Below are 26,075 nucleotides of genomic sequence, written 5' to 3'. Positions count from 1 at the left end.
AAAAAATACCAAAACCGGTCATAATATCGCACCCATAACGCGGGGTGGAGCAGCCCGGTAGCTCGTCAGGCTCATAACCTGAAGGCCGCAGGTTCAAATCCTGCCCCCGCAACCAAAAATAAAAACCCGTCGCACAAGCGGCGGGTTTTGCCGTTTAAAGGGGCAGAATAGCCGGATAATCGCTCGCATTCGCTGCAACCAAAAAGGAACAGGGGGGTCGCAAAGCCCCTACAAACCTTGTTTGCACCGAAGCTTACTTCTGTAAGTCCAGCCACTCATCCATGCCGATACGGCTTATATGTTCGACGCGATGGTCATTCATGAACTGGTTGAACTGTTTCTCTTCGGTGTGATGATGTTTAAAGCCGCATTTCGCCTGGGCTTTGAAGGATTGCTCGTTTTCGGCGAAATACCCACACCACAGCGCCGCCATTTTCAGGTCTTCGAAGGCATGGCGCACCAGTTCCTTCACAGCTTCCGGAATAAGGCCCTTTCCCCAGAAGGGGACACCGATCCAGTAGGCAACCTCGGCTTCATTGGCGGCGATATCGAAATTACTGTCCTTGCCGATCAGTAATCCCACCATGCCGATGGCGACATTGTCCTCTTTCAGGGTGACGGCATAGACTTCCGGATGCGAAAACACGGTCCGGATAATTTCCAGACTTTCTTCTTCACTCTGGTGAACTGGCCAGCCGGCAATCGGTCCCACCCGATCATCGCTGGCATATTTATACAGGCTGGCTGCATCGCTATCCTGCCATGGCCGCATGATAAGGCGTTCGGTTTCAAGCATGGTTCTTCTCATTCCATCGAGGGTTGCTGTCCCCGGCTTTTAACGAAGGCGGGGAAAAGTTGACAATGGAAGGAACCAGGTGAAACAGGTAATAATGAAAACAAACGGTCTTTTTCTGAAGCGATTGCGCTGCAATGATGGACAAAATGAATACAGGGTGCTCCTTGCGCCCCGCGGAAGGCGTTGAATTCGGGATCGGGGAAGGTCGGCTCGAAGAAGACGACAACCAGCTATTGTCATTGAGTTATGTTGTGCTGCTCATTTGCCAGAATGGCTCGGCCGAATTCGAGGTGAATTTCCGCAGCTACCAGATGCAAAAAGGTGATTTTCTGGTTCTCTATGACGATAGCATCGCTTCTGTGAGCAACAGATCATCTGATTTTTCCTGCTCTTATTATCTGATAGAGCGCTCCATAGCATCGGATATTGCTTATGGATTGCCAAACGAGTTGTTTCTGTTTCTAAGCCGGCATCCGTTTTTCAAGGCTGATGAGCGAACCATTCGTTTTCTCTCGGTCTGGGAGAAGATGACCGCTTTCATTTACGAAGAGCCGCTGCAATATCAGAGAACCATTCTGGTCAATCAGTTTCAGAATCTGTTCTTATGGCTTTCGCATAAGGCCGCCGGTTTCGATATTACCGAGAAAAATGATTACAGCAGGCAGGAAGCGCTCTGCTGGAAATTCTGGGAGCTGATATTCCTGCATTGCAGACATCAGCGTGAAGTGTCCTTTTATGCGGGTCTCCTGAATGTGACACCTTATTATCTCTCGCAACTTACCAAGAGATTTTTTAATGATGCCCCGAAAACGCTGATCGACCGGCAGGTAATACTGGAAATCAAGAAACAGTTGATGCAGCCAGAAAGGTCAATGCAGCAAATTGCACATGATCTTGAATTTGCAGATGCGTCTTACTTAAGTAAATATTTCAAACGTCATACGGGATTGGGCCCTACAGAATACAGAAAAAAGATTTCTTGAGGTTGAGCGCATCCCGAAAACTGTGAACGGTTTGCGGAAAGAACCGCGCCCTAATGGCGCAGATTTCTTGTCCCTGCCGGTAGCGATGATGGAGCGAGCGCCAGCTCCGATCCGCTGTTGAAGCCTATTCGCGCCCTTTTGAATGCTCGCCAAGAAGCTCTTCGATATCATTGAAGATCGACTGCCATTCTTTCTGTGGCAGCTCGAACAGGTTGAAGCTTCTCAGCCAGAATGCGCCCTCATTGGCAATGAATGCCAAGCGTGCCCGCCGCCCTTCCGGCGTCGAAACATCAAGGCCGTCCCATTGCTTGCGATACCAGGCGCGGGTTTCCTCGAGATAATGGGAGTTGGGTATCAGGCTCGCCATCATGGCTGCAAACCGCGAATCGTCGTCTGCGTCGCTTTCGCGTGTCACCGCTATATGGGCCGCTATGTGTGAGATCGCGTCATTCTTATGCCGCTTGCGTGCCGCCACCTGATCGTCGAACCGGTCGCCCAGCCGTTCGATCATGGCTTTCATCAGCCCGTCTTTGTTGCCGAAGCAATATTGCACGCCGCCCTTGGTTACGCCGGCGGCCTGCGCCACCGCATCCATGGTCAGCGCAAGGATGCCGCCTTCCTCAACCAGCTTCTCTGCCATGTCGAGCACATGATCGCGGTCGATCGAGCGCGGACGACCCGTTTTCTGCAATTTCTTACTTTCCATACGGACGGATTTATATTACGTCGGCTCCTCTGACAAGTTTGAATACGACCGTATTGAAAAGGTATGAACGGATGTTGCCGCGAAATCGCTGGCTCGTTCTCGCAATTGTTTCGAGCGCGTTGTTCCTGATCGTCGTGGATATGACGGTGCTTTACACAGCCCTGCCGCGTCTTACCCATGATCTGGCGGCCAGCGCTTCGGAAAAGCTCTGGATCATGAACATCTACCCTCTGGTGGTGGCAGGTCTGCTGCCGGGCCTCGGCACGCTCGGTGACAAGCTCGGCCACAAGCGCATGTTCATGAACGGGCTGGCGGTGTTTGGCCTTGCCTCGCTCTGTGCGGCCTATTCGCCAAATCCGGAAATTCTGATTGCGGCGCGCGCATTCCTTGCCTGCGGTGCGGCCATGATGATGCCTGCCACCCTTTCGATCATCCGCCTCACGTTCACCGATGAGAAAGAACGCTCGCTTGCCATCGGCATATGGGCGGCAATCGCTTCGGGTGGCGCTGCCATCGGTCCGGTCGCGGGCGGCATTCTGCTGGAATATTTCTGGTGGGGTTCGGTCTTTCTGATCAATGTGCCGGTCGTTCTGGTTGCGCTCGGGCTTTCGGCCTTCCACCTTGAAAACCGCCCGCTCGGCTCACAGCGCAAATGGGACCTGGTCGGGTCGATCCAGATCATGGTGGGTTTGATCGCGCTCACTTATGCCGTCAAGGAACTTGCAAAGCGCGACGCTTCCATGACCATTTTTGCGGCAGCGCTCGTCATCGGCCTTGCTGCCACGATCATCTTCGTCCGCAGACAGTTTGCAAGCGCTGAACCACTGATCGATTTCTCGCTGTTCAAGACGAGACTGTTCTCGTTGGGCGTCTTTGCAGCTCTGGTTGCGTCGGGCTCGATGACCGGCATGGAACTGGTTTTCAGCCAGCGCATGCAGCTGATCGAAGGCATGACACCGCTCCAGGCGGGCCTGACCATTCTGCCTATCCCTCTGGCAGCTTTCGTTGCGGGGCCTCTTGCGGGCGCAATGTTGCCGCGCTTCGGTGCGGGCAAGGTGCTCTGGATATCGCTCGGCGTTACGGCGCTCGGGGTAATGATCTACATCCTCACCTATCGGATCTCGGCGCATTTCTATCTGGCGGGGCTTGCCGTCCTTGGCTTTGGCGTCGGCTGCGCGATGACCGGCGCATCATCCTCGATCATGGGGAGCGCGCCTGCCGAGAAAGCGGGGATGGCGGCTTCGGTGGAGGAAGTCTCGTTCGAACTTGGCAATGCTCTGGGCGTGACGATCTTCGGCAGTATCCTGTCGGCGTTCTATACGGCGAGCCTCGTTCTGCCAGCCGGTTCAGGCATTCCTCCAGTTGTCCGCGACAGCCTTGATGAGGCGCTGCTTGCAGCGCAATCGATGGCCGCCGCTGACGCCGGTGCGCTGACCACGCTCGCTTCGCAGGCGTTCGAGAATGCCTATGTCGCTGTCGTGGTCGCAACGGCATTGCTGCTGTTCGCTGCAACCGTTGCTACCTGTCTGGTCCAGCGTCGCGCCAGACAGAAAAGCCTTTGCTGATTAGAAGCATTCATCAGCCAAGGCGCGGAGAGCCGCCTCTTCACGCAATCACATTTCTGCACTATTCATGCGTGCAACGGTGGTTGGGAGGCGGCCCTTCATGAACACAGCAAGCGATGCGCGTTTCTGGGATCGGACATCGCGGAAATATGCCATGGGCAAGATCGCGGATCAGGCCGGCTATGAGCGCACGCTGGACCGGACCCGGGCTTTGTTTGGTGCCAGCGACAAGGTGCTGGAACTGGGCTGCGGAACAGGAACGACAGCGCTTCGGCTTGCCGGTGCTGTTCAGCATTATCTAGCGACAGATTTTTCTGCCGGAATGATCGCGATTGCAAACGAAAAGCTTGCCGCTGCCCCGGTCCCGGCTCTCGCCTTCCGAACGGCGACCGCGCAGGCGCTTGCCTCAGAGGCGGCACGGTTCAACGTGGTTCTTGGTTTCAACTATCTCCATCTGGTTCGTGATCTGTCGGGCACGCTGCGCTCGATCCACACTTTGCTTGAGCCGGGAGGCTTGTTCATTTCCAAGACGCCTTGCGTGGGCGACATGAACCCGCTCATCCGGCTTGCATTGCCCGCGATGCGCCTGATCGGCAAGGCGCCCTATGCGGGCGTCTTCCGGGCGACGGAACTGAGCCGGCAAATATCTGCGTCGGGCTTCGATATTCTTGCCGTTGAACGCCACGCCGCGAGGGGCACCGATAATCGCCCCTATATCGTAGCACGCAAGAGGTGACATGAGCGGGCGAGGCTGCTGGAAGCCAGCCACGCCCGGCATTCCATGTCCAGCATTTGCCGAGCTCATGTCCCTCGTCCCCCGGCTTATGGTTGCGTTTCAGCAGAAAGTTCCACGGCATGTGACTGAAGCGAAATCAGCCATGTGACCGCGAGAAATGCGGCCATAGCCCAGGGAAGATAGCCTGCGCCCAGACCGCCGAGGACAAGGCCGCCGATCAATCCCCCTGCGGCAATGGCGAGATTCCAGAAGGTGACGAGCATCGCTTGCGCCACGTCCGCCGCGCTGCCGGCAGCTTTGGCGAGCGCTGTCTGAAGCAGCGTTGGAACGCCGCCAAAAATCAGTCCCCACAGGCCGGCGGTGGCAAGGACGATCAGCGGCGAGGTGTTCCAGACTCCGAAAACGATGGCGCAGACGGCAACAACGATGATGCTGCCCTGCATCATTGGCCACAGCTTGCGGTCGATGTACGTGCCGACGACCCAGAGACCGGCAATTCCCGCAATGCCGAAAATGAAGAGCACCATGTCGGCGCGGGCCGACAGGCCGGAAAGGCTCAGGAACGGCGACACATAGGTGTAAAGGATATTATGTGCGATCACGAATGCCAGAGTCATGCCGAGTATCTTCAGCACGCCCGGTATGCGCAGTGTATCCGGCACGGAAAACCGCTGTTCCTGCTTCTGTCCGGGAAGGTCCGGCACGATGAAGTGGATCACGATGGCGAGGGCAAGCGCGAGAAGGCTCATCAATCCGAAAGCGAGCCGCCATCCGGCCAGCGCACCGATAAATGTGCCTGCCGGAACGCCGAAGGAAAAGGCCAGCGGCGCGCTTATGCCGACAATGGCAATCGCACGCCCGGCAAGATGCGATGGTGCAAGCCGCGCTGCATAGCCAACGAGCAACGCCCACACCAGGCCTGCGGATATTCCGGCGCAGAACCGGGCGATGAGCATCAGCGCGATGCTGTTGGAAAGGGCGGTTACGGCATTCACCACCGCGAAGCCGACGATTGCCATGAGCAGAAGCGGACGTCGGCGCAGTTTTTGGGTGAAAGTGATGAGCGGAATGGCGGTGAGAAACGAGCCCGCGGCGTAAACAGATATCATCTGCCCCGCCAGACTGTCGGTTATGCCGAGGCTGGGGCTGATCTGTTGAAGAAGGCCAGCGGGCATGACTTCGGTCATGAGTGTGATGACGCCCGCCATGGCGAGGGCCAGCAGCGCCCCGACGGGCAGCCTTTCCGTGCTTTGTCGAGGGGTGGAGGTGGATGTCATGGAGCAAAATCCTATTGGTAAATCGGGTTGGGGAAATTGCTCAATCTCGCCAATCAAGAAAAGTAGGCTATAATTCCAAATACTTTTGACATTTATGTCGGGCATGGAGGCTCAGGGGATGGACAGTCTTGGCGCATTGCGCGCTTTCGTGCAGGCAGCCGAAACCGGAGGTTTCACGGAGGCGGGGCGTCGGTTGGGCATTTCGCCGTCTGCTGTAAGCAAGGCAGTGGTGCGGCTGGAGGAACGGTTCGGCACAAGGCTGTTCCATCGTTCCACGCGCAGCATCTCGCTGACGCCGGAAGGCGTGAAGTTTCTGGACCGATGCCACCGCATCCTGTGTGAATTCGAGATGGCCGAAAGTGAATTGTCGCAGACCTGTCAGGAACTGAGCGGCAGGCTCCGCGTCAGCCTGCCGTCGTTGGGCGCATTGTTCCTGCCGGCCATTGCGGTTTTCGCGCGCTATCACCCGCAAATAGAACTGGAACTCGACTTTACCGATCGCCTTGTGGACGTGATCGAGGAAGGGTTCGATGCCGTGATCCGCACAGGCCATCAGGGCGATTCCCGTTTGATGGCCCGCAAGCTCGGCTCCTATCGCCGGGCGGTCGTTGCCTCACCGGATTATCTACGCAGGAATGGTCTGCCGGAAAAGCCGGAGGATCTGGCGCGCCATTCGTGCCTGGTTTACCGGTTCCCTACGACCGGCAAGCTCGACCGCTGGCGTTTCAGAAGGCAAGATGAAATCTTCGAAGCCGACCTGACCGCCCGCATGGTGCTGAATTCACTGGAGCCGCAAATATCCCTGGCGGAGCAAGGCATCGGCCTCGTTTCCATCCCGGATCTGAGCGTACGCCCCCAATTGGCGAACGGGACACTGGTCAGCGTTCTCGAGGATTATCTCGATATTCCGACGCCCTTGCAGGTCATGTGGCCGTCGAGCCGCCATCTCTCGCCGAAACTGCGGGCGTTCGTCGATTTTCTCGCCACGGACAATTCATGGCGAAGCGGTCCGGTCCCGGACGACGGGCCCAATGGAGCGGACAAAATGACAGGCAGAGAATGAACACGAATGTTATTGTCGCGGATATCCGATATACGGACTGGCTGATCAGCCATGACTTGCACGTGTCTGCGCACTGGGTGAAGCGCTGTCTTTCCGCTGGCGAATATATCATTGCTCTTGCCGATGCGGAGCCTGCCGGATTTCTTCGCTACAGCTGGTTTTGGGGCGTCATCCCCTACATGGATATGATCTGGGTCATTCCCCAATATCGGCGGCGCGGCATTGGCGGATCGCTATTCCAGCACTGGGAAAGCGCGATGCGGGAACAGCAGGCCACGCAATTGATGACATCCAGTGTCGCCGACGAGAAGGAACCTCAGCAATTTCACCGGAGCAATGGCTTTCGCGAGGCCGGAGCCATTTCCTTTGGAAAGTTTCAGCCCCAATCCGAGGTCTTTCTGATCAAGGACCTCTGACTATGCGCTTTCCTGAGCATTCCTGAGCCCAATGGCAGGTGAGTGAGAGCCTTTGCCTGAACGTCGAACCTACCGGCGGAAGGACATTCGGTATTCGCGCGGGGACATGCCGCGCAACCGTCTGAACTGCCGGTTGAAATTGGCGAGGGAAGCGTAGCCGACTTCGGCGGCTATGTGCTGGATGGGCTGGTTCGTACCCGAAAGCCGTGAGCAGGATTCGCCGATCCGCAAGGCGATCACATATTCGGAGACGCTCATCTGGGTGTGCCGCTGGAACAGGCGATGCAGGCCCGAAATGCTGAGGAACGCGATTGCGGCAAGCTCCTCCATGCGCAGGGGCGCGTGATAGTGCTTATGGATATGCACGAGTACCCGGTCGATCCTTGAGCGGTCGCCCACATGCTGCTGGGGAATGACGGACGAAAGTGGCTGTCTGGTGCGCTCCTCCGCGAGCCTTGCCAGTATCGTCAGCAGGCCGATCAGCCGCTGCGCTGGCGGATGCAGGAACAGCGCCTCGAAATCCGCCGACAGGCGACGACCGAGCGCCGGATCAAACGCCAGAGCCGTGCCGGCGTCGGATATCAGGCGACGGATGGGAGCCAGCTCCACCGATCCCCCCGTCAGGCCATCTATCCATTCCCTTCGAAACCAGAAGACAAGCGCCACGTGCGGTTTTGTCTCGTCGAGTTTTTCGCGCGAGGCCCATGTGTGCGGCAGATCGGGGCCAATGAGAACGAGATCGCCATGATCGTATTCGGCGACGTGGTTTCCGATGAAGCGCTGGCCGCGGGAATTGAGCGTCAGCGTCAATTCAAACTCGGGATGATGATGCCATTCGAAGGGAATCGCATCGTCGAGACGCCGATTGAGCATGCTCCAGGAAGCGTCCGGCGATGCGGGCAAATGTTCAAGAAGTGGCTTCATGTTGCCTTGGGGTGCAGGTTCGACGCTGGAATAGTATCAGTTTTGTCCATTTGGGCGCAACATGGCGCGCGGGAAACCATTAGCTTTCCTGCATCCCCGGTTCCGGGCAAGCATATGATGGGAGAACAGGACACCACAATGACCAAGCGCGACAGCCATCCGACCGCAGCCGCGACGACCCAGTTGAAGGACATCAGGAAGAACCTGCCGCTGCGCGTTCTGTCAAAGGCCGATTGGGAACATTGGACGACAAGGGGATATGTCATCGTCCGTCAGGCCGTCCCGGCGGCCAATGTTGCGCGTCTTGTCGATCTGCTCTGGGAATTCGACGAAAAGGACCCGAAAGACCCTTCAACCTGGTATGCGCCGCAGCGGCGCGAGCACAAGATGAAGGAGCTCAACAATACCGGGATGCTGGAGATCTACAATCACCAGTATCTGTGGGACAATCGTATGGAGCAGCGTGTCTATGACGTCTTTGTCGATATATGGGACAGGGAGGACCTCTGGGTCACCATCGACCGGGCCAACCTCAATCCGCCAAAGAAGATCAAGGGCAACCCGCACGGCTTCATTCATTGGGATGTGGACACTTCGATCCGGCCTCTGCCAATCGGCGTGCAGGGTGTTCTCAGCCTGCAGAAGCAGGATGGCGATGTGGGCGGTTTCCAGTGCGTGCCCTATCTGTTCGAGCATTTCGAGGAATGGGTGAAAACACAGCCGGACGACCGCGACCCCATGCATCCCGACATGACCGGGCTCGAAGTGGTCAATATCGACATGGAGCCAGGCGACCTGATGATCTTCAATTCGCTGCTGGCGCATGGCGTCAGGCCGAACCATTCCGACAACCGGGTGCGGATGGCGCAATATATCTCCATGCACCCTGCCGAATGGGAAAACGAGACCGAACGACTGGAACGTATCCGGCTCTGGCGGGAGCGTGACCATCCAAGGCGTGACGCTTTTCCCGGTGATCCGCGCGAATGGGAAAACAAAACGCCGGGACGGCTGAGTTGACCCTGCTTGGCGAGAAACTGCTGGGTTTGCAGCGCTGGTGACGAAACCCGCACATCAGCACCGCGGGCGCCATCAGGGCGCCTGCGACATTGGCCGAACCTGAAGCGCGGTGCCTGCGGGCGCCGCGCTTCTTCGCGCGGTTGCTCACTGCCGTGCGTCCCATTTCCAATCCCGGATTTCCGGCATGTCTTCGCCATGTTCCCGCACGTAACGTTTGTGAAGAACCAGCTTTTCCTCGAACGTGGCGATCAAAGGAGCCGCCACGTCATTGCCGATCGGCAGTCGTTTGACAGCCGCCATGGCCAGATGAAACCGGTCCAGTTCGTTCAGCACCGTCATGTCGAAAGGCGTGGTCGTCGTTCCCTGTTCGATAAAGCCGTGCACGTGGAAATTGGAATGGTTGGTGCGTTTATAGACCAGCCGGTGAATGAGATAGGGATAACCGTGGTAAGCAAAGATGACGGGCCGATTGGTCGTGAAGATGCGGTCGAACTCGTCGTCGGCAATGCCGTGCGGATGGTGTTGCGGTGATTGCAGAACCATCAGGTCCACGACATTGACGACGCGGATGCGCAGATGCGGCAGGGACTGGCGCAGGAGAGAAACAGCGGCGAGAACTTCCATCGTTGGCACATCACCCGCGCAGGCCATCACGATGTCGGGTTCCAGACCGTCCTCGGTTCCGGCCCAGTCCCATATGCCGAGGCCGGCTTCGCAATGGCGCACGGCCTCGTCCATCGACAGCCATTGCGGTTCAGGCTGTTTTCCCGCCACGATGACGTTGATGCGATCCCAGGTTTTAAGGCAGTGATCGGCAACCCACAGCAGCGTGTTGGCGTCCGGGGGAAAATAGACGCGGATGATATCGGCGCTCTTATTGGCCACCAGGTCGACAAAGCCCGGGTCCTGATGGGAAAAGCCGTTATGATCCTGACGCCAGACATGAGAGGTCAGAAGATAGTTGAGCGATGAAATCGGTTTTCGCCATTTCAGTTCGCGCGCGACCTGCAACCATTTTGCATGCTGGTTGAACATGGAATCGACGATATGGATGAAGGCTTCGTAGCAGGAGAAAAACCCGTGCCTTCCGGTCAGCAGATAGCCCTCCAGCCAGCCCTGACACAGGTTCTCGCTCAACACTTCCATGATGCGGCCATCGGCCGACAGATGGTCGTCTATGTCGAGGGTTTCAGCCATCCACACGCGGTCGCTGGCATCGAAGACTGCGCCGAGACGGTTTGAAGCGGTCTCATCGGGACCGAAGACGCGGAAATTCTTCTCCGGCTCGTTCAGCTTCAGCACGTCGCGCAAATATTCGCCGAGTATTTTGGTGGATTGCGCTTCCAGCGCTCCCGGTTCGGTGACCTCGACTGCATATTGCCGAAAATCAGGCGTGTGCAGTTCCTTGCGAAGCAAGCCGCCATTTGCATGCGGGTTGGCCCCCATGCGCCGTTCGCCCTGCGGCGCGAGCGCGCACAGTTCGGGCTTCAGCGCACCTTTTTCGTCAAACAGGTCCTCCGGATCATAGCTTTTCATCCAGTTTTCAAGAATTTTGCGATGCGCATCATTTTCGCGGCAATTGGCGACGGGAACCTGATGCGATCGCCAGTAATTCTCGACGATCAGCCCGTCGACTTCCTTCGGGCCGGTCCAACCTTTCGGGCTTCGCAGAATGATCATGGGCCAGCGGGGGCGCTCCGGTGATTTCACATCGGCACTTCGCTTTATCGTCTCGATCCGGGCGAAGATCGTATCGAGAGTTGCTGCCATCTGCTGGTGCATGGCCTCGGGTTCGCTGCCCTCGACGAAGAACGGCTCATAGCCATAGCCCCTGAAGAGACTGGTGAGGTCGTCATCGGAAAGGCGGGCGAGGATGGTGGGATTTGCGATTTTATAGCCGTTCAGATGAAGGATCGGCAGCACGGCGCCGTCGCGTGCGGGATTGAGAAACTTGTTGGAATGCCATGAGGCGGCAAGGGTTCCCGTTTCCGTCTCGCCATCGCCGACCACACAGGCGACCACCAGATCAGGATTGTCGAAAGCGGCGCCATAGGCGTGCACAAGCGCATATCCCAGCTCGCCGCCCTCATGGATCGAGCCCGGCGTTTCCGGCGCGACATGGCTTGGTATGCCGCCGGGAAAGGAAAACTGCCGGAACAGTTTGCGCATCCCTGCCTCATCCTCGCTCACGCCTGGATAGATTTCAGAATAGGACCCTTCTAGATAGGTGTTCGCTACCATGCCCGGTCCGCCGTGCCCCGGCCCGCATATGTAGATTATGTTGGCATTTCTTTCCCGAATGATGCGATTGAGGTGCGCGTAAATGAAATTCAGGCCGGGCGTCGTCCCCCAGTGGCCGAGCAATCGTGGCTTGATATGCTCAGGTTCCAGCGGCTTGCGCAGCAGGGGATTGTCCATCAGGTAGATCTGCCCCACCGAAAGATAGTTCGCCGCTTTCCAGTAGCGATCGATCAGCGCGAGCTGCTGAAGTGCCAGGGGGCCTTGGGCCGGTGCTTTGGTCATTCTCTGTCTCCTTCGCGGATGGTTACGCAGATGCGGCGGGCGCTGTAGCTGCGGTGTTCCGACGAGCGTCCAGCGTTTCGGCGGCGATGATCTGTTCCTCGTCGGTGGCAAGCACGAAGGCCGCTGCCGGAGAGGTTGGGCGCGTGATCCGGAAAGCATTGTTTTCGTTGGCGGCAGCGTCGATTTCAAAACCCAGCCAGGAAAGACGCTCGCAGACCGCTTCGCGGATTGCGGGCTGGTGTTCCCCGATACCGGCGGTGAAGATGAGCGCATCCAACCCGCCGAGCGTCGCGGCGAGCCTGCATATTTCACCGGCAATGCGCGCGGTGAAAATGTCGATGGCTTCCCGGGCACGGGCATCATCGCTTGCGAGCAGGTCGCGTGTATCGCCGCTTATCCCGGACAATCCGAGAAGGCCGGAGCGATGATAAAGCAGGTCGGCAAGCGCGTCGGCCTGCATGTTTTCCTGCTGCAACAAATGAAGGAGAACGCCGGGATCGATGGTTCCGCAACGTGTCGCCATCGGAATGCCGTCAAGCGTGGAAAAGCTCATGCTGGTGTCGACGCTTTTGCCGCCGTCCATGGCGCACAGGCTTGCCCCGCTTCCCAGATGTGCGGCGATGATCTTCCCGCCAGCAAGCTCCGGCTCTCGTCGGGAAAAGTTCGCGATGATGGATTTGTAGGACAAGCCGTGAAAGCCATATCGCTTTATTCCGCGTTCGTGGAGGGCGAGGGGAACCGCAAAACGCCTGACCTTATCCGGTATGGTCTGGTGGAAGGCGGTATCGAAGGAGGCCGCCTGCGGGAGATGGGGAAGGAGTTTCCGGACGGCCTTTATCAGGGCTGTGCTTTTGGGCTGGTGGAGCGGCGCGTAAATGGAAAGGCTCTCGATGGCTTCGATATGTTTGTCGTCTAACAATACCGGCCCGGCGAATTGATCGCCGCCAAAGACGACGCGATGACCGACGCCGAGAATGTTCCCGGGGCTGATGTGATCGGACAATCGTGCGAGCAATTCTTCCAGAATGCTGACGATATTGGCGGCGCCCGCAGATGCCAGGGCAATGTCGAGGTTTCCGCTTTCGCCGCGCAATCGAAAGGTCACGGGAGATTCGTTCAGGTCGATCTCGCCCCGGGCCAGTTTTCGGATGTGCTGTCCGTCAAAGGTGAAGGTGCCGATCTTGACGGTCGACGAACCGGCATTGAACGTAACAAGCTGCTTGTGCACGCGCGGCCACTCCGTTGTTCGGGGCTGATGCGTAACAAGATAGGGGATTGTTTCGGGCTGGCGATATGTCCGGCGCAGAACGTGAGGCTGATTCCGGCACGTCCGATCGGCACGCGCCTGGCTGCACAGATGCGCGATCAAGACACGCTGAAACTTTCTGTTACAACTTTATAGGGAACAAAACCGCTTCATCTTCATTTACTTCGAGCGTTTGTCCGGGAATCACCGGATGATTTGCTGTGTCCAGGTTTCCGATCGTCCTAAGTCGGGAGTTTGGGGGCATATCGATTTTTCAACGATTGGAGTTCGTGATGGGGATTTTCGACAAGATTAAGAACGCCATTTGGGGAGAGGCGCAGGCTGCAACGCCTTCCACGGAAACCGCTGCTTCGCCAGCGCCGACGCCAACCGCATCGCCGAGCGCTGCCGCGCCGGCACAGTCGGCACCCGCTGCTGCGGGCAGCGTCGACGTAGGCGCTATTCTTGATGCCGCCGTCGCCAAAAGCGGCCAGAAGCTCAACTGGAAGACTTCGATCGTTGATCTGATGAAGGCTCTTGGCCTCGACAGCAGCCTGGAGCACCGCAAGGAACTTGCCAAGGAACTGGGCTATACCGGTGACACGGGCGATTCCGCCACCATGAATGTCTGGCTGCACAAGCAGGTCATTCAGAAACTGAAGGATAATGGCGGCAAGGTGCCCGCCGGACTGTAATCAGGAGGGTTCTCGATGGGAAGCGCAGGAATAGGCTGGATTGCGGCAATCATCATCGGCGGTCTGGCCGGCTGGATTGCCTCCAATTTCATGAACAGCAATACCGGGATATTCATGAATATCATTCTCGGTATCATCGGCGCAGCCGTAGCGAGTTTTATCTTCGGATTGCTCGGTGTTTCGTTCGGCGGCTGGCTGGGCTATCTGATCGCGGGCTTCATCGGCGCTTGTATATTGATATGGGCCGGTCGATTGATAAGTTAGCAAAAAGGCGCCGAAAGGCGCCTTTTTCTTTCGCAGGCTGACGGGATCACATCGATGATGCCGTCGACGGTGCAACCGGTATCGCCATCTGAAGCTCGGCCTGACGGCCCAGCCTTGTCATCCATTCCGTAAATTGCGGGTTGCGTTCGATCTGGCGTCCGTAATGCCTGCGCAATGCGTCGGTCAGTTCGCCTTTACGCCCAAGCTGTTCGTCGGCAAAGCCGATCATCTGGGAGTTCGGCCAGGCCTGCGGGCGAATGGCGACAAGGCGCGCGAAGAGGTTTTCAGCGTTTTCGTCGGGATTGCCCTGTGCCATGAGCGAAACCATGGCCGCCGTCGAACGCGACACGCCCATATGACAATGGACCAGCAGGTGGCGCGGCGCTTCCCCGTTCTGTGCAGCGAGGAAGTCTGAGCCGAACTGGAGGATCGAGCTCATATGATCGGGCGTTGGCATTGTGTGATTGTCGGCGGCATTGATGATGTCGTGAAAGCGCAACGTCACGCGATGATGCTGCTCGAAAGTCTGAAACGCATCCAGTTCGGGAAGGTCTGGATCGACCAGCGACAAAACATGGGTGACCTTTCGCGCCCGCTGCCTGGCCAGTTCCTCAATCCCGCACACCGTCAGTTGCGGGGCAAATTGCACGCTCATGCCAGTCTCCTCGAATTCCATTTATGCCGCCTGCCTTGAATGACCATATGATGATGTCAATCAGTCCACGGGATTGGAGCATTTTCTTGGCGCTCAATCCAGCTTCTATCCGGGCTCCCAAGGCGTGAGCAGTAGCGGGGACAAAACCCCGGGCTTGCAACTCGGGCCTTTTACAAATCTCGGCGGAGCCTAAAGCATGTCTCCCAAAAGCGGGAACCGGTTTTGGGATAAAGACATGCACGAAAACAAAAGCTTAAAGCGTGTTGTGTGAGTATGATGAATGCGACGCGCTTTAGGTTGCGGAATCAGGAATTTCCGACGGGCAACTGGTTCAGCAAGGCAAACAGAATGGCCGACAGAATTGCGGCAGCGGGAACCGTTACCACCCAGGCTGCGGCAATCGTCAGCGCGTGAGAACGGCGAACCAGCTTGCGGCGGCGGCGCTCTTCAACCGGGATGGATTCAAGCGGCAGGGCCTGGCGCGCCTTTTTCAGCCGCCGTTCCGTATCCCATTCGCGAAAGAACCCGACGCCAAAGATCGCACCAATGGCGATGTGGGTTGAACTGACCGGCAATCCCAGCCAACTGGCGAGAATGACGGTGATCGCGGCGGAAAGCGACACGCAATAGGCTCGCATCGGGTTCAGTTTGGTGATCTGATTGCCAACCATCCGGATGAGCTTCGGACCGAACAGACACAGGCCGAACGAAATGCCACAAGCGCCGATCAGCATGACCCAGAGCGGAATCTCGACACCATCATTCAACGTGCCCGTCTGCGATGTCTGAACAATCGCCGCAAGCGGGCCAACGGCATTGGCCACGTCATTTGCACCATGGGCGAAGCTAAGCAACGCCGCTGAAACAACCAGCGGAATGCTGAACAGGACTTTCAGCGATTTGTTGCGATTTTCGAGCCCCTGTGACTGGCGGCGAATGACCGGGATCAAGGTTAGCCAGCTTGCGAGCCCGAAAGCCAGCCCGATGGCCAGAGCGGCCTCGATCGATACATCGACCAGCTGCTTCAGCCCCTTCATGATCAGATAGGTTGCAAAGGTGCCAGCCATCAGACCGACAAGAATGGGCACCCATACGCGGGCAGCGGCAATCTTATCCGCGCGGTAGACGATACGAGCTTTGATCAGCCAGAGGAAACCGGCGGCTATGATCGCACCCAGCACCGGCGAGATAACCCAGCTTGCCGCGATTGCGGCCATCTGGGACCAGTTCACCGCTCCAAAGCCAGCCGCAACGATGCCCGCCCCAACGACGCCTCCGACAACCGCATGGGTGGTTGAAACGGGAGCACCGATCCAGGTGGCAAGATTGACCCAGAGCGCCGAGGCGAGCAACGCCGCCATCATCGCCCAGATGAACATGACCGGGGTTGCGAGCGTGTCGGGCGCGATGATGCCGGTCGCCACCGTCGAGACGACATCGGCCCCGGCAATGAGCGCACCCGCACTTTCAAAAATGGCAGCAATCGCAATCGCGCCGCCCATGCTCAGCGCATTGGCCCCGACAGCGGGTCCCATATTGTTGGCAACGTCATTGGCGCCGATATTCAACGCCATGTAAGCGCCGAAGACGGCTGCGGCGACAACGATGAACATCTGGCTGGAATGACCCAGCAGCATCGCCGCTCCAAGCCCGGCAAGCATGATGAATACAAGAGCGATGCCGGGCGCTACGAGCGGACGGGAGACGTAGCTCGCCGCCGTTTCCAGCTTGACGAAGCGGCCAAGGTCGCGATCAAGAGTCTCCAGATGCCGAGCTTCGAGATCTTCGTTTGCCATGATTTACTCTTGATTTCTAACGCAGCGCACCGGGTTACGCGGTCGCGGGGGGATTGATCCATTGCAGGAATGTGACAGGTGTTTAAATGCGGCCATTTTCAAAAGTCAATGATTCGAGTCTGGGCCGTTTGCAAGGAATCCAGTCTCCCCAGGCTTCTGCCATCGGCGCTCGTTCGGTTTCCCAATCCTGTCACCCGTTCATTCAGATCAGCCGGGATAGCGGCGCGAACGCACCGCAGTGCGATGGCGATCGATAATGATGAGGGAATGATGTGGACGGACGCAGACAGGTCGTTCCGACATCTCAGGAACAAACTGCTTCGGTCTTGCGCGGGAAGGGGAAGCCGGAACTAATTTGTTGCACGACCTTGTTTTGAACAAGATGTGCGCCTATATGGCTGTCATAGGCATTGCTAAAGAGCGCTGGAACGCGTCTGTCGCTCGCAATAGCCTTCATCGCTTGATGCTTTTGACCACGGATGTACTGGCACTGGTAGTAAAGCGATGATCAGGAAGGTCGGTGCGTTTTCGCCCCGGCCTTTTTTGTTGTTTCCTGTTTTCCGAGAAACCTAACCAACGGCCCGCTGAATTCCTCCAGCGGGCCGTTCGTCTGGAAATCAGGCAGCGAGTGCTTCGTCTTCCGAGGTCGGGACTTCAGAAATCGTCTTCAGGACCTGCGAAGCGATCTGGTATGGGCAGCCCTGTGAATTCGGGCGGCGATCTTCGAGATAACCGCGATATCCATCCCTCACGAAGGAGTGTGGAACGCGGATCGAGGCGCCACGGTCGGCAACGCCATAGGAGAACTTGTTCCACGGAGCGGTTTCGTGCTTGCCGGTCAGGCGCATGTGGTTGTCCGGGCCGTAAACGTCGATATGGTCCTGCAAATTCTCCTCGAACTGCGCCATGAGGGCTTCGAAATAATCCTTGCCGCCCACTTCACGCATGTATCTGGTCGAGAAGTTGCAGTGCATGCCCGAACCGTTCCAGTCGGTATCGCCGAGCGGCTTGCAGTGGAATTCGATGTCGATTTCGTACTGCTCGCAAAGACGAAGCAGGAGGTAACGGGCGATCCACATCTGGTCGGCGGCGTTTTTGGAACCCTTTCCGAAAATCTGGAATTCCCACTGGCCCTTGGCCACTTCCGCATTGATGCCTTCGTGATTGATGCCGGCATCCAGGCAGAGATCGAGATGTTCCTCGACGATCTTGCGGGCGATGGAACCGACATTCTTGTAGCCGACGCCGGTGTAATACGGTCCTTGCGGGGCGGGGAAACCCTGTTCCGGGAAGCCGAGCGGACGACCGTCCTTGTAAAAGAAATATTCCTGCTCGAAGCCGAACCATGCATCATCGTCTTCAAGGACGGTTGCACGGCTGTTGGACGGATGCGGCGTGATGCCATCCGGCATCATGACTTCGCACATCACGAGAGCGCCGTTCTTGCGCGCAGGATCGGGATAGACCGCGACCGGCTTCAACACGCAATCCGAGCTGCGGCCTTCAGCCTGCATCGTGGAAGAGCCATCGAAACCCCAGAGCGGCAGTTGGTCGAGCGTCGGAAAAGCATCGAATTCCTTGATCTGCGTCTTGCCGCGCAGGTTCGCCGCCGGCTTGCATCCATCGAGCCAAATGTATTCGAGCTTGTACTTGGTCATCGGCTAGTCTCTCTGTCATCCTCGGTTGATCGATCACCACAAGTCATGCGGTGTCGCGCGGCTCGGTGTTCGATTTTAGAGAAGCAAGGATCGTGCCAGTCTTGCGATGCCGGTGGTTTCGAGGCGACAAAGGCATAAGGCAACGGGCGAATGGAAACCGCACAGCGGGAATCTGCTCAAAAAACAGGCAATGGAGCAGAATTTCATCACGTGCTGGATGTAGGTTTCATCAGACCAGTATCTTCGCTTGAAATTCAGGAGCAAAAGCTCCGAGTTTCAAAGGCATAAAGCAAAATCGAACAGGCGGACAGAATAAGTCGTTGGACGCTCCCGCCACCATTCTCCACCTTGTTCTCAAACAAAAGGGGAGTGACTGATGGCACGTCTGATCAACAGAAAATCGGCTTTTCTGGCGAGTTTAGCGTTGAGTGTTTCGGCTCTGACTGTTTTCGCAGCCAATGCAGCAGAAATTACCGTGATGGGTTATCGCGGCGCATTTCAGGACAATTATGTCAAGGCCGTCATCGAACCGTTCCAGAAGGAACATCCTGATATCAAGGTCACTTATTACGGGGTGCAGAATGCCGCGACATCGCTTGGAAACATGCGTGCCCAGAAGTCCTCGCCGCAGACGGATGCGGTAATCTACGATCTCTCGGTCGCCAAGATAGCTGATGAGGAAGGGCTGGTCGAAAAGCTCGACCCAGCGACTCTCAAAAATTATGTCGATGTGGCTGCCCTCGGCAAGGAACTCGCCGGCGCTGCAATTCCAATTACATATGACACGCTTTCGCTGCTTTATAATCACGATGCATTTGGGCAAGGTGCACCGGACAGCTGGGAAGCGCTCTGGGACAAGCAGCAAAGCGGCAAGGTCATCATCCCGGCGCAGGGCGGTGGCGATATTCAGGCCATCCTGCTTACGATCATTGCAAACCGGCTTGCCGGTGAAGACGATTATACGAAGACCGTAAAGCCCGGCGTAGACAAGCTGGTGGAACTGGCGCCGGCCGTACAGACGTGGGAACCGAAGCCCGATGCCTATACGTTGGTTGCAAACGGCACGGCGACCCTCTCCATCGGCTATAATGCGCGCGCGCAGTTCTATTATGATCAGACCGGCGGAAAGCTTCAGTCGGTCGGGCCGAAGGAAGGCACGGCTGCGCAGGTGAATGTGATCAGCGCAATTGCCAACGGCAAGAACATGGATGCAACCAGGACCTTCATCGATTACGCGATAAGTCCCGAGGCGCAGGCCCGTTTCGCCGAGATCATGTTCTATGCGCCATCGAACACGAAAGCGGCTGTGAACGACGCAACGAAAAAGCGCATCCCGTACATGGATACGGCTCAACGGGAGAAGCTCATTCCGGTCGACTGGATGACTATCGGCGATATGCGCGACAAGTTGCTCAATCCCTGGCGGCGCCAGATCATTCCGGCAGGTCGTTAAACCTACCTCACCCTGAAATTTACACTTCCGCCCCGTTTTTTCGGGGCGGCACCGAACCCTTGCAGGTTTCGATATGGCAGCAGAAAGCTCATTTCTACAGTTGAAAGCCCTCACCAAGCTTTACGGTAACAATTACCGGGCAGTGGACGATCTTCATCTCGATCTTCCCCGCGGAAAACTGCTCGGTCTCCTCGGCCCGTCCGGTTGTGGCAAGACCACGACATTACGCATGATCGCGGGTCTCGCATCGATCTCGGACGGCAACATCCTGATCGATGGCAACGATATTTCGCACAGGCCGCCCCATCAGCGTGATATCGGTCTGGTTTTCCAGAACTATGCCCTGTTCCCGCATATGACGGTGGCCGAGAATGTCGCTTTCGGTCTCGATATGCGCAAGGTCGCTAAGGGTGAGGCGAAGAAGCGGGTCGAAGAAGCGCTCGAAATGGTGCGGCTTCCCGGCTATGGTTCGCGCAAGCCCAAGGAAATGTCCGGCGGCCAGCAGCAGCGCGTGGCGCTTGCGCGGGCGCTGGTCATTCGTCCGCGTATTCTTCTGCTCGATGAGCCCCTGTCCAATCTGGATGCGAAGCTGCGCGACGACATGCGGATCGAAATCCGCGAGATCCAGAAGCGTCTCGACATCACCACGGTATTCGTCACGCATGACCAGGTAGAAGCGCTGACAATGTGCGATGTCGTGGGCGTTATGGATAGCGGCAGGCTGGCGCAGCTCGGTTCGCCGGAAGAAATCTATGAAAAGCCATCCTCTCTGTTCGTCGCCAAATTCGTCGGTCGCGCCAATGTCCACAATTGCGAGATCCTCGACGAAAATCTCTGCCGGCTCGGCAGCGCCGCCTATCGCTGCAACACGCATGGAAAGTCACGCGGGTCCGGGCAGATCGCCATTCGTCCGCATCGCATCAATCTCACGCCCAACCGCGATCGCAATCTTGTCAGCGTCGTAACCAACAGCGCACACGGCGTGGTTGAGCGTACGACCTATATCGGTGACATCGTTCAATACGACATCGAGATCGAGGGCGCCTGCCTGAAAGTTGAAGTGCCGACCGCCAGCGCGGGACATGCATTCCATACCGGTGACCGGCTGCTGTGCGAATGGAAGCCGGAAGACATGCTGGTTTTTGGGAGCTGAGGTCATGACAGCGATCACATCAACCGGCATCATCCCGGCAAAGCCGTCGCGACGCAGGCGTTACGGTCTCGTCGCCGTTACGCTCCTTCTGCCGATGGCCTTGATTAATCTCATCGCCTTTATCGCGCCGGTTGCGCATCTGGCGCAGATATCTTTCCTGCAGAGCGAGAGCGGCGGCGTCCTGACAGACCGCTATACGTTCGAAAACTACATCAACTTCTTCACCGACAGCTTCAACTGGGGGCTTGTGTTCAACTCGCTCTGGCTGAGCGCATTCATCACGCTGGCAACGCTCGTCTGTGCCTATCCGATTGCGCTTTTCCTGCACCGTGTTTCACCCGTATGGCGCAACTTTCTTTTCGTGGTGACGGTCTCGCCGCTGCTCGTCAGCAGCGTGGTGCGCACCTATGGCTGGATGGTGCTTCTCGGGGATCAGGGGCTCGTCAACGGAGCCTTGATGAACCTCGGCATCATTTCCTCCCCCATCAGGCTCGTCAACAATACGCTTGGTGTGTTCATCGGCATGGTGGAAATCCTGATCCCCTATATGGCGCTGTCGCTGATTGCCGGTTTCGGACGCCTGAACGCTTCGCTTGAGGAGGCTGCGGCATCCCTCGGCGCCAATGCCTTCACCCGGTTTCGCCGCATCATCCTGCCGCTCACCTTGCCGGGCATCGCGCTTGGCTGCCTGCTTTGCTTCGTGCTGGCAATCAGTTCCTTCATCACGCCCAAACTGCTTGGCGGGGGACGCGTGTTCCTGCTGGCGACGGAAATCTACGATCAGGCCGTGATTCAGCTTGAATGGCCGCGGGCCGCCGCAACCTCCGTCATTGTCCTGATCATCTTCGGCCTCGCTCTGATGGTCTATTCCCGCATCGCACGTCGCATCGACTGACCGGCAAGGAGAAATGAGATGATCGGTTCAACTTCATTGCCATTCCGCCTTCTGGTCGGCCTGCTTTACCTGTTCCTGCTGGCCCCCATTCTGGTGGTGGTGCCGTTATCGTTCAGCAACGACAACTATCTTACGTTTCCGCCGCAGAGCTGGGGCGTGCGGTGGTATGCGGAAATGCTGCACCATGAAACGCTCATCCAGGCGTTCTGGATCAGCCTTGGCATTGCATCGGTCGTTACCGTCCTGTCGCTTCTGGCGGGTATTCCGGCAGCCTATGCGATCCGCCGTTATCAGTTCCGTGGACGCGAAGCGGTGCTGAACCTCTTTACCGCGCCGCTGCTTCTGCCATCCATCGTGCTGGGCCTCGCCATTCTGCTGGTCTTCGTGCGGCTGGAACTTCTCGGCACATTTACAGGTCTTGTGATCGCCCATCTGATCGTGACGACCCCTTACGTCATCCGCATCATGATAACCGCGTTCTCCACCTTGCCTCCATCGATCGAAGAGGCCGCCACGATGCTGGGTGCGTCCCCGTTCACGGTGTTCCGTCGCATCACACTGCCATTGATGATGCCGGGTCTGGTGGCAAGTTCGGCTTTGTCCTTCCTTCTGTCCTTTGATGAGGTGGTGATCTCGCTCTTCATCACCGGGCCACGCATGACGACGCTGCCGGTCGAAATCTTCAATTATGTCGAAAGCCGCACCGACCCGATGACCGCTTCCATCTCGGTCGTGCTGATCGCGGCGACGCTGCTCATCATCTTCGTCATCGAACGCACACTCGGATTGTCCCGCACAATCGGCAAATAACCTCCCAACTGAAAGTGACTGCAAGCATGGAAAATATCGCCCTCTGGATGTCGCAACCGCATTTCAGCTATCTCGAAATTGCCCGGACCTGCGGCTTCTCATCCTTCGTCCTCGAACTCGAGCACGGAACCTTCGACCTGTCGACACTGGACCAGTTTCTGGCTTTCACCAAGGCGCAGGGTCTCTCCACCCTGACCAAGGTGCTGGCACCGACGCCAGAAGCCATTCAGCAGGCGCTCGACTTCGGATCGGATGGCGTCATCGTTCCGCATATTCTGGGCGTGGAACATGCGAAGCAGGTTACGAAAGCGGCAAAATATCCGCTGGTCGGCACGCGCTCTTATACGGGTGGCCGCATTTTCGGTTATGCGCGCCCGGCCACCGATGCCTTCGAGAAAGAGAACAAACGCACCAAATGCTTCGCCATGATCGAGACGGCGGAAAGTCTTGCCGATGTCGAGAAGATCATTGCGCTCGATACGGTTGACGGCTTGTTTCCCGGCCCTTCGGATCTGGCGCTTGCGCGGGGGCGGGGAGCCTACGCTTTCAATGATGACGACAAGGCCGACCTGCGCCGCTGCGCGGCGGCTGCACGCGCTGCCGGGAAGCCGTGGATCATGCCCGCCTGGACCGAAGCCGAACGGCGCTTCGCGCAGAACGAGGGCGCCACGATGCTGGTTGTCGCCACCCAGAACATGACGCTTCGCCAGGGCATGGTCTCGACCGTGAACATGCTGAAAAGCGAAGCCCTGGTTGCCTGACTGAACTGAATACCAATCCATTCGCTGGAGGAAGAAATGAAGATTAGCCTGATCCAAACGAGCCCGCAGACCGACAAGGCCGAAAACCTGCGCATTACGCGGGGATTGATGGAAGATGCCGTGCGCACGGATTCTCCGGACCTTATCGTGCTGCCCGAATATTTCGAATATTACGGCGGTACTCCGGAAGAAAAACTTGCGGCAGCCGAGAGCGTTCCCGGTGGTCCTGCCTACAAGATGGCGCAGGACTTTGCCCGTGAGCACAAAGTCTTTGTCCATGCCGGTACCCTGATGGAAAAGGTTCCGAACGAAAAGCGCATCTACAATTCCACTTTCGTCTTCAATCGCGAAGGCCAGGAGATCGCGCATTATCGCAAGATCCATATGTTCGACATCGTCGGGCCGGACGGGACGGCCTATAAGGAATCTGCAACCGTCAAGCCGGGCGAGAATGTCGTCGTCTATGACCTCGACGGGTTCAAGATCGGATGCGCGATCTGCTACGACATCCGCTTTGCCGAACTTTATCTGGAGCTGGAAAAGGCCGGTGCCGATGTGATCGTTCTTCCCGCCGCATTCACGTTGCAGACCGGCAAGGATCACTGGGAGGTGCTGGCGCGGGCCCGTGCCATCGAAACACAGACCTATTTCGCGGCCTGCGGCCAGACCGGCAGCACCGTTTCCAACGGCGAACGGCGTCATACCTACGGTCACTCGCTCGTCTGCGATCCGTGGGGTCATGTCGTGGCGCGCGCCTCCGATGGTGTCGGCTTCGTGACGGCGCGCATCGAACGTGCCCAGATCGAACGCGTGCGTTCGCTCATCCCGATGGTCAGCCATCGCCGCATCGGCAAGCAGTTGCAGGCCTGCGCATAGGAGGCGCCTTATGTATACGATCAACCCCATGCCGGAGCAGATAGCTGAAAGCGATCTCAAGCTCCTGTCAGGCGTCGAAACGGCCACCGTCGGACACTGGCGTTTCTTCGGCTTCATGCACCGTTCCATCCAGCCGCTCCTCCCGAAGCGCCGCGTGGTGGGCACCGCCGTCACCATCGCCATACCGGGTCCGGATTCTACCCTCCTGCACCACGTAACCGGGATGCTTCGCCCCGGCGATATTCTGGTGGTGGACCGGATGGGGGACGACCGCTATGCGTGCTGGGGTGGCGGTGTGACCATCGCGGCGAAGGCGGCGGGGGCCGTCGCCGGCATTGTGGATGGTCCCTGCACGGACCTGACGGAAATCGAGGATTCCGATTTTCCGATGTGGGCGAGGGGTATCTCCCCTATCACCACCCGGCTCTATGATCTGGGTGGCGGCATCAACATTCCGGTCTCCTGCGGCGGTGTCGTCGTCAATCCGGGTGATGCCATTCTGGCCGATGAGAGCGGTGTTCTCGTCCTGCCGCGTGACGAAGTGAACGCGGTCGCCTCGCGCGCGCTGGACATACAGGACAAGGGCAAGGCACGCGAAGCTTCCGTAAAGACCGGTCTCAAGCTGGGTGACGTTTCTGGCGCGACCAGGAAAATCCTCGCTCACGCGGAAGGTTGATCTGACGGGGCCGGTTTTGGCCGGCCCTGTCGTTTGTGGGATTGAATGTGACTATTTGCTTATTTTCATCCCGCAAGTGTCTTAGAAGGAAAGGACGAATCTGGCTGCCCGGAGCGCAATAAGGGACTTCAAGAAACGCGCGCGGGTGACTGAAATGGGAAGGGACATGCCCGTCCATGAATATCCGTTTTCTGGAAACGGTGATCTGGTTGTCGGAACTGCGTAATTTCCGGGCGACGGCGGCTCGCCTCAACATGACGCCGGCGGCAATATCCAATCGTATCGGCGCCATGGAACAGGAACTCGGTTTCCGGCTTTTCGACCGCGACGCCCGCGACGTCAACCTGACGGCGGAGGGCGAGGCATTTGTCGAGGGCGCGCGGGATGTCGTGCGGCGTTACCATGATCTGGTGGAAAGCCTGAGCCCGCAAAACGGGCTCGAAGGAACGCTGAAGATCGGCATCGTTCCAAGCCTTGCCATGACCATATTGCCGGGTATTCTCGATATTGTGCGCCAGCGTTATCCGAAGATACGCATCTCGATCACAACTTCATCTTCGAAGGGGGTCGTGCAGAAGCTGGAGCAACGGGAGCTCGATATCGTTTTCGCGATCAAGCCCGAACCGACGCCCAATCTGCGTATTGTCGACATATGCACGTTCGGCATGTTCTGGATATCGCGCAGCAACCAGTTTCCGGGTGGTGCGGAAGATGTTCTGTCGCGCGATGATCTACTCGGCTGCAATCTCATTTCCTATGAGAGCGGCTCCTATAATTATCAGCAGATCATCAATTACTTCACCGAGGAGCGATTGAAAGACGCAACTGTCCACTATTCCAACTCGCTCACCACGACGATCAACATGATTTCGGCGGGCGTCGGCATTTCCGTCATTCCCCCCGTGGTGATCCAGAAAGAGCTTCGGACGGGCGAGCTTCAGGTGTTGAATACCAAAGCCGCTTTCCCTGCGACGAGCTATAGCGCCATCTATCTCGAAAGCGCGGCGACACGCCTGATCACGCTCGTGGCCAATATCGCCCGCGAAGCCGGGCGCAATTTCAGCGGCAATTTCAGCGATAGTCTTGCCTATCAGGACTAAACGCGCTCCGGTCCCAATGGATTTCATC

Annotated in this window: 25 protein-coding genes, 1 tRNA gene and 1 pseudogene; 18 read left to right on the top strand and 9 right to left on the bottom strand. The window is 57.5% G+C overall.

The genetic code is table 11. From position 1 onward, the window contains the following. The first annotated feature begins 38 nt into the window (after positions 1-38). Positions 39-115 (top strand) — tRNA-Met (locus ACS5UA_RS18655). Positions 116-253: 138 nt separating this feature from the next. Here ACS5UA_RS18655 and ACS5UA_RS18650 read toward each other — a convergent pair. Beyond that, positions 254-796: a GNAT family N-acetyltransferase gene (locus ACS5UA_RS18650; protein ID WP_266019694.1), complete on the bottom strand. Its 543-nt coding sequence runs from the start codon at positions 794-796 to the stop codon at positions 254-256. 134 nt (positions 797-930) lie between these two features. On the opposite strand from ACS5UA_RS18650, the gene ACS5UA_RS18645 reads away from it, so the two are divergent. Then, on the top strand, positions 931-1,779 hold the full coding sequence (locus tag ACS5UA_RS18645; protein ID WP_443101623.1) for a helix-turn-helix domain-containing protein: 849 nt from the start codon (positions 931-933) through the stop codon (positions 1,777-1,779). Between the two features lie 124 nt (positions 1,780-1,903). On the opposite strand, the gene ACS5UA_RS18640 is transcribed toward ACS5UA_RS18645, so the two are convergent. Then, positions 1,904-2,470 carry a TetR/AcrR family transcriptional regulator gene (locus tag ACS5UA_RS18640; RefSeq protein ID WP_266031696.1) on the bottom strand — a complete coding sequence of 189 codons (567 nt, stop codon included), beginning with the start codon at positions 2,468-2,470 and terminating at the stop codon, positions 1,904-1,906. An 86-nt stretch (positions 2,471-2,556) separates the two neighbouring features. On the opposite strand from ACS5UA_RS18640, the gene ACS5UA_RS18635 reads away from it, so the two are divergent. Then, a complete protein-coding gene (locus ACS5UA_RS18635; RefSeq protein WP_443101622.1) occupies positions 2,557-4,050 on the top strand; it encodes an MFS transporter in 1,494 nt (497 codons plus the stop codon). Positions 4,051-4,150: 100 nt separating this feature from the next. Further along, positions 4,151-4,786: a class I SAM-dependent methyltransferase gene (locus ACS5UA_RS18630; RefSeq protein WP_443101621.1), complete on the top strand. Its 636-nt coding sequence runs from the start codon at positions 4,151-4,153 to the stop codon at positions 4,784-4,786. 86 nt (positions 4,787-4,872) lie between these two features. On the opposite strand, the gene ACS5UA_RS18625 is transcribed toward ACS5UA_RS18630, so the two are convergent. Continuing rightward, positions 4,873-6,063: an MFS transporter gene (locus ACS5UA_RS18625; protein ID WP_443101620.1), complete on the bottom strand. Its 1,191-nt coding sequence runs from the start codon at positions 6,061-6,063 to the stop codon at positions 4,873-4,875. Positions 6,064-6,181: 118 nt separating this feature from the next. On the opposite strand from ACS5UA_RS18625, the gene ACS5UA_RS18620 reads away from it, so the two are divergent. Together ACS5UA_RS18620 and ACS5UA_RS18615 are read left to right on the top strand one after the other, a co-directional pair. Then, positions 6,182-7,126 (top strand): LysR family transcriptional regulator, encoded by a 945-nt coding sequence (locus ACS5UA_RS18620; RefSeq protein ID WP_443101619.1) that lies wholly within the window; start codon positions 6,182-6,184, stop codon positions 7,124-7,126. Continuing rightward, positions 7,123-7,542 (top strand): GNAT family N-acetyltransferase, encoded by a 420-nt coding sequence (locus tag ACS5UA_RS18615; protein ID WP_443101618.1) that lies wholly within the window; start codon positions 7,123-7,125, stop codon positions 7,540-7,542. Before ACS5UA_RS18620 ends, ACS5UA_RS18615 begins: the two co-directional genes overlap by 4 nt. A 69-nt stretch (positions 7,543-7,611) precedes the next feature. Here the strand turns inward: ACS5UA_RS18615 and ACS5UA_RS18610 are convergent, their stop codons facing one another. Beyond that, positions 7,612-8,466 carry a helix-turn-helix domain-containing protein gene (locus ACS5UA_RS18610; protein WP_443101617.1) on the bottom strand — a complete coding sequence of 285 codons (855 nt, stop codon included), beginning with the start codon at positions 8,464-8,466 and terminating at the stop codon, positions 7,612-7,614. A gap of 117 nt (positions 8,467-8,583) precedes the next feature. On the opposite strand from ACS5UA_RS18610, the pseudogene ACS5UA_RS18605 reads away from it, so the two are divergent. Continuing rightward, a pseudogene (locus ACS5UA_RS18605) lies at positions 8,584-9,527 on the top strand (phytanoyl-CoA dioxygenase family protein). Between the two features lie 103 nt (positions 9,528-9,630). On the opposite strand, the gene ACS5UA_RS18600 reads toward ACS5UA_RS18605, so the two are convergent. Beyond that, a complete protein-coding gene (locus ACS5UA_RS18600) occupies positions 9,631-12,009 on the bottom strand; it encodes a phosphoketolase family protein (protein WP_443101616.1) in 2,379 nt (792 codons plus the stop codon). 22 nt (positions 12,010-12,031) lie between these two features. After that, positions 12,032-13,237 carry an acetate/propionate family kinase gene (locus ACS5UA_RS18595; protein ID WP_443101615.1) on the bottom strand — a complete coding sequence of 402 codons (1,206 nt, stop codon included), beginning with the start codon at positions 13,235-13,237 and terminating at the stop codon, positions 12,032-12,034. 311 nt (positions 13,238-13,548) lie between these two features. Here ACS5UA_RS18595 and ACS5UA_RS18590 point away from each other — a divergent pair, with 311 nt between their 5' ends. Together ACS5UA_RS18590 and ACS5UA_RS18585 are read left to right on the top strand one after the other, a co-directional pair. Next, positions 13,549-13,950, top strand: a complete 402-nt coding sequence (locus tag ACS5UA_RS18590; RefSeq protein WP_006471843.1) for a DUF3597 domain-containing protein — start codon at positions 13,549-13,551, stop codon at positions 13,948-13,950. Positions 13,951-13,965: 15 nt separating this feature from the next. Next, positions 13,966-14,214, top strand: a complete 249-nt coding sequence (locus ACS5UA_RS18585) for a GlsB/YeaQ/YmgE family stress response membrane protein (protein ID WP_006470053.1) — start codon at positions 13,966-13,968, stop codon at positions 14,212-14,214. A 46-nt stretch (positions 14,215-14,260) separates the two neighbouring features. Here ACS5UA_RS18585 and ACS5UA_RS18580 read toward each other — a convergent pair whose 3' ends face one another. The 3 genes from ACS5UA_RS18580 to ACS5UA_RS18570 all read right to left on the bottom strand — a co-directional run bounded on the left by ACS5UA_RS18580 (position 14,261) and on the right by ACS5UA_RS18570 (position 18,323). After that, positions 14,261-14,869 carry a tyrosine phosphatase family protein gene (locus ACS5UA_RS18580; RefSeq protein WP_443101614.1) on the bottom strand — a complete coding sequence of 203 codons (609 nt, stop codon included), beginning with the start codon at positions 14,867-14,869 and terminating at the stop codon, positions 14,261-14,263. A 305-nt stretch (positions 14,870-15,174) separates the two neighbouring features. After that, positions 15,175-16,665 (bottom strand): inorganic phosphate transporter, encoded by a 1,491-nt coding sequence (locus ACS5UA_RS18575; RefSeq protein ID WP_113475512.1) that lies wholly within the window; start codon positions 16,663-16,665, stop codon positions 15,175-15,177. Positions 16,666-17,282: 617 nt separating this feature from the next. Continuing rightward, positions 17,283-18,323, bottom strand: coding sequence for a glutamine synthetase beta-grasp domain-containing protein (locus ACS5UA_RS18570; RefSeq protein ID WP_443101613.1), 1,041 nt, complete (start codon positions 18,321-18,323; stop codon positions 17,283-17,285). Between the two features lie 150 nt (positions 18,324-18,473). On the opposite strand from ACS5UA_RS18570, the gene ACS5UA_RS18565 reads away from it, so the two are divergent. The 9 genes from ACS5UA_RS18565 (at position 18,474) to ACS5UA_RS18525 (ending at position 26,047) form a co-directional block, all read left to right on the top strand. After that, positions 18,474-18,611 (top strand): hypothetical protein, encoded by a 138-nt coding sequence (locus ACS5UA_RS18565; protein ID WP_443101612.1) that lies wholly within the window; start codon positions 18,474-18,476, stop codon positions 18,609-18,611. Between the two features lie 88 nt (positions 18,612-18,699). Continuing rightward, positions 18,700-19,776, top strand: a complete 1,077-nt coding sequence (locus ACS5UA_RS18560; protein WP_266018621.1) for an extracellular solute-binding protein — start codon at positions 18,700-18,702, stop codon at positions 19,774-19,776. A gap of 73 nt (positions 19,777-19,849) precedes the next feature. Continuing rightward, positions 19,850-20,929, top strand: a complete 1,080-nt coding sequence (locus ACS5UA_RS18555) for an ABC transporter ATP-binding protein (RefSeq protein WP_443101611.1) — start codon at positions 19,850-19,852, stop codon at positions 20,927-20,929. Positions 20,930-20,933: 4 nt separating this feature from the next. Further along, the gene (locus ACS5UA_RS18550) at positions 20,934-21,824 is read left to right on the top strand and encodes an ABC transporter permease (RefSeq protein WP_443101610.1); all 891 of its coding nucleotides are present in this window, start codon (positions 20,934-20,936) and stop codon (positions 21,822-21,824) included. Between the two features lie 18 nt (positions 21,825-21,842). Beyond that, positions 21,843-22,634: an ABC transporter permease gene (locus ACS5UA_RS18545; protein ID WP_443101609.1), complete on the top strand. Its 792-nt coding sequence runs from the start codon at positions 21,843-21,845 to the stop codon at positions 22,632-22,634. A gap of 26 nt (positions 22,635-22,660) precedes the next feature. Next, positions 22,661-23,395: an HpcH/HpaI aldolase family protein gene (locus ACS5UA_RS18540; RefSeq protein ID WP_113475505.1), complete on the top strand. Its 735-nt coding sequence runs from the start codon at positions 22,661-22,663 to the stop codon at positions 23,393-23,395. A 36-nt stretch (positions 23,396-23,431) separates the two neighbouring features. Next, positions 23,432-24,271 (top strand): carbon-nitrogen hydrolase family protein, encoded by an 840-nt coding sequence (locus tag ACS5UA_RS18535; RefSeq protein ID WP_113475504.1) that lies wholly within the window; start codon positions 23,432-23,434, stop codon positions 24,269-24,271. A gap of 10 nt (positions 24,272-24,281) precedes the next feature. Then, on the top strand, positions 24,282-24,947 hold the full coding sequence (locus ACS5UA_RS18530) for an RraA family protein (protein WP_006470064.1): 666 nt from the start codon (positions 24,282-24,284) through the stop codon (positions 24,945-24,947). 176 nt (positions 24,948-25,123) lie between these two features. Next, the gene (locus tag ACS5UA_RS18525; protein ID WP_443101608.1) at positions 25,124-26,047 is read left to right on the top strand and encodes a LysR family transcriptional regulator; all 924 of its coding nucleotides are present in this window, start codon (positions 25,124-25,126) and stop codon (positions 26,045-26,047) included. Positions 26,048-26,075 lie beyond the last annotated feature (28 nt).

The organism is Brucella sp. RRSP16, assembly GCF_052246815.1.
Classification (GTDB): Bacteria; Pseudomonadota; Alphaproteobacteria; order Rhizobiales; family Rhizobiaceae; genus Brucella; species Brucella intermedia.
The sequence above is the reverse complement of the archived record's forward strand: the minus strand, read 5'-3'. Positions and strand labels throughout refer to the sequence as shown.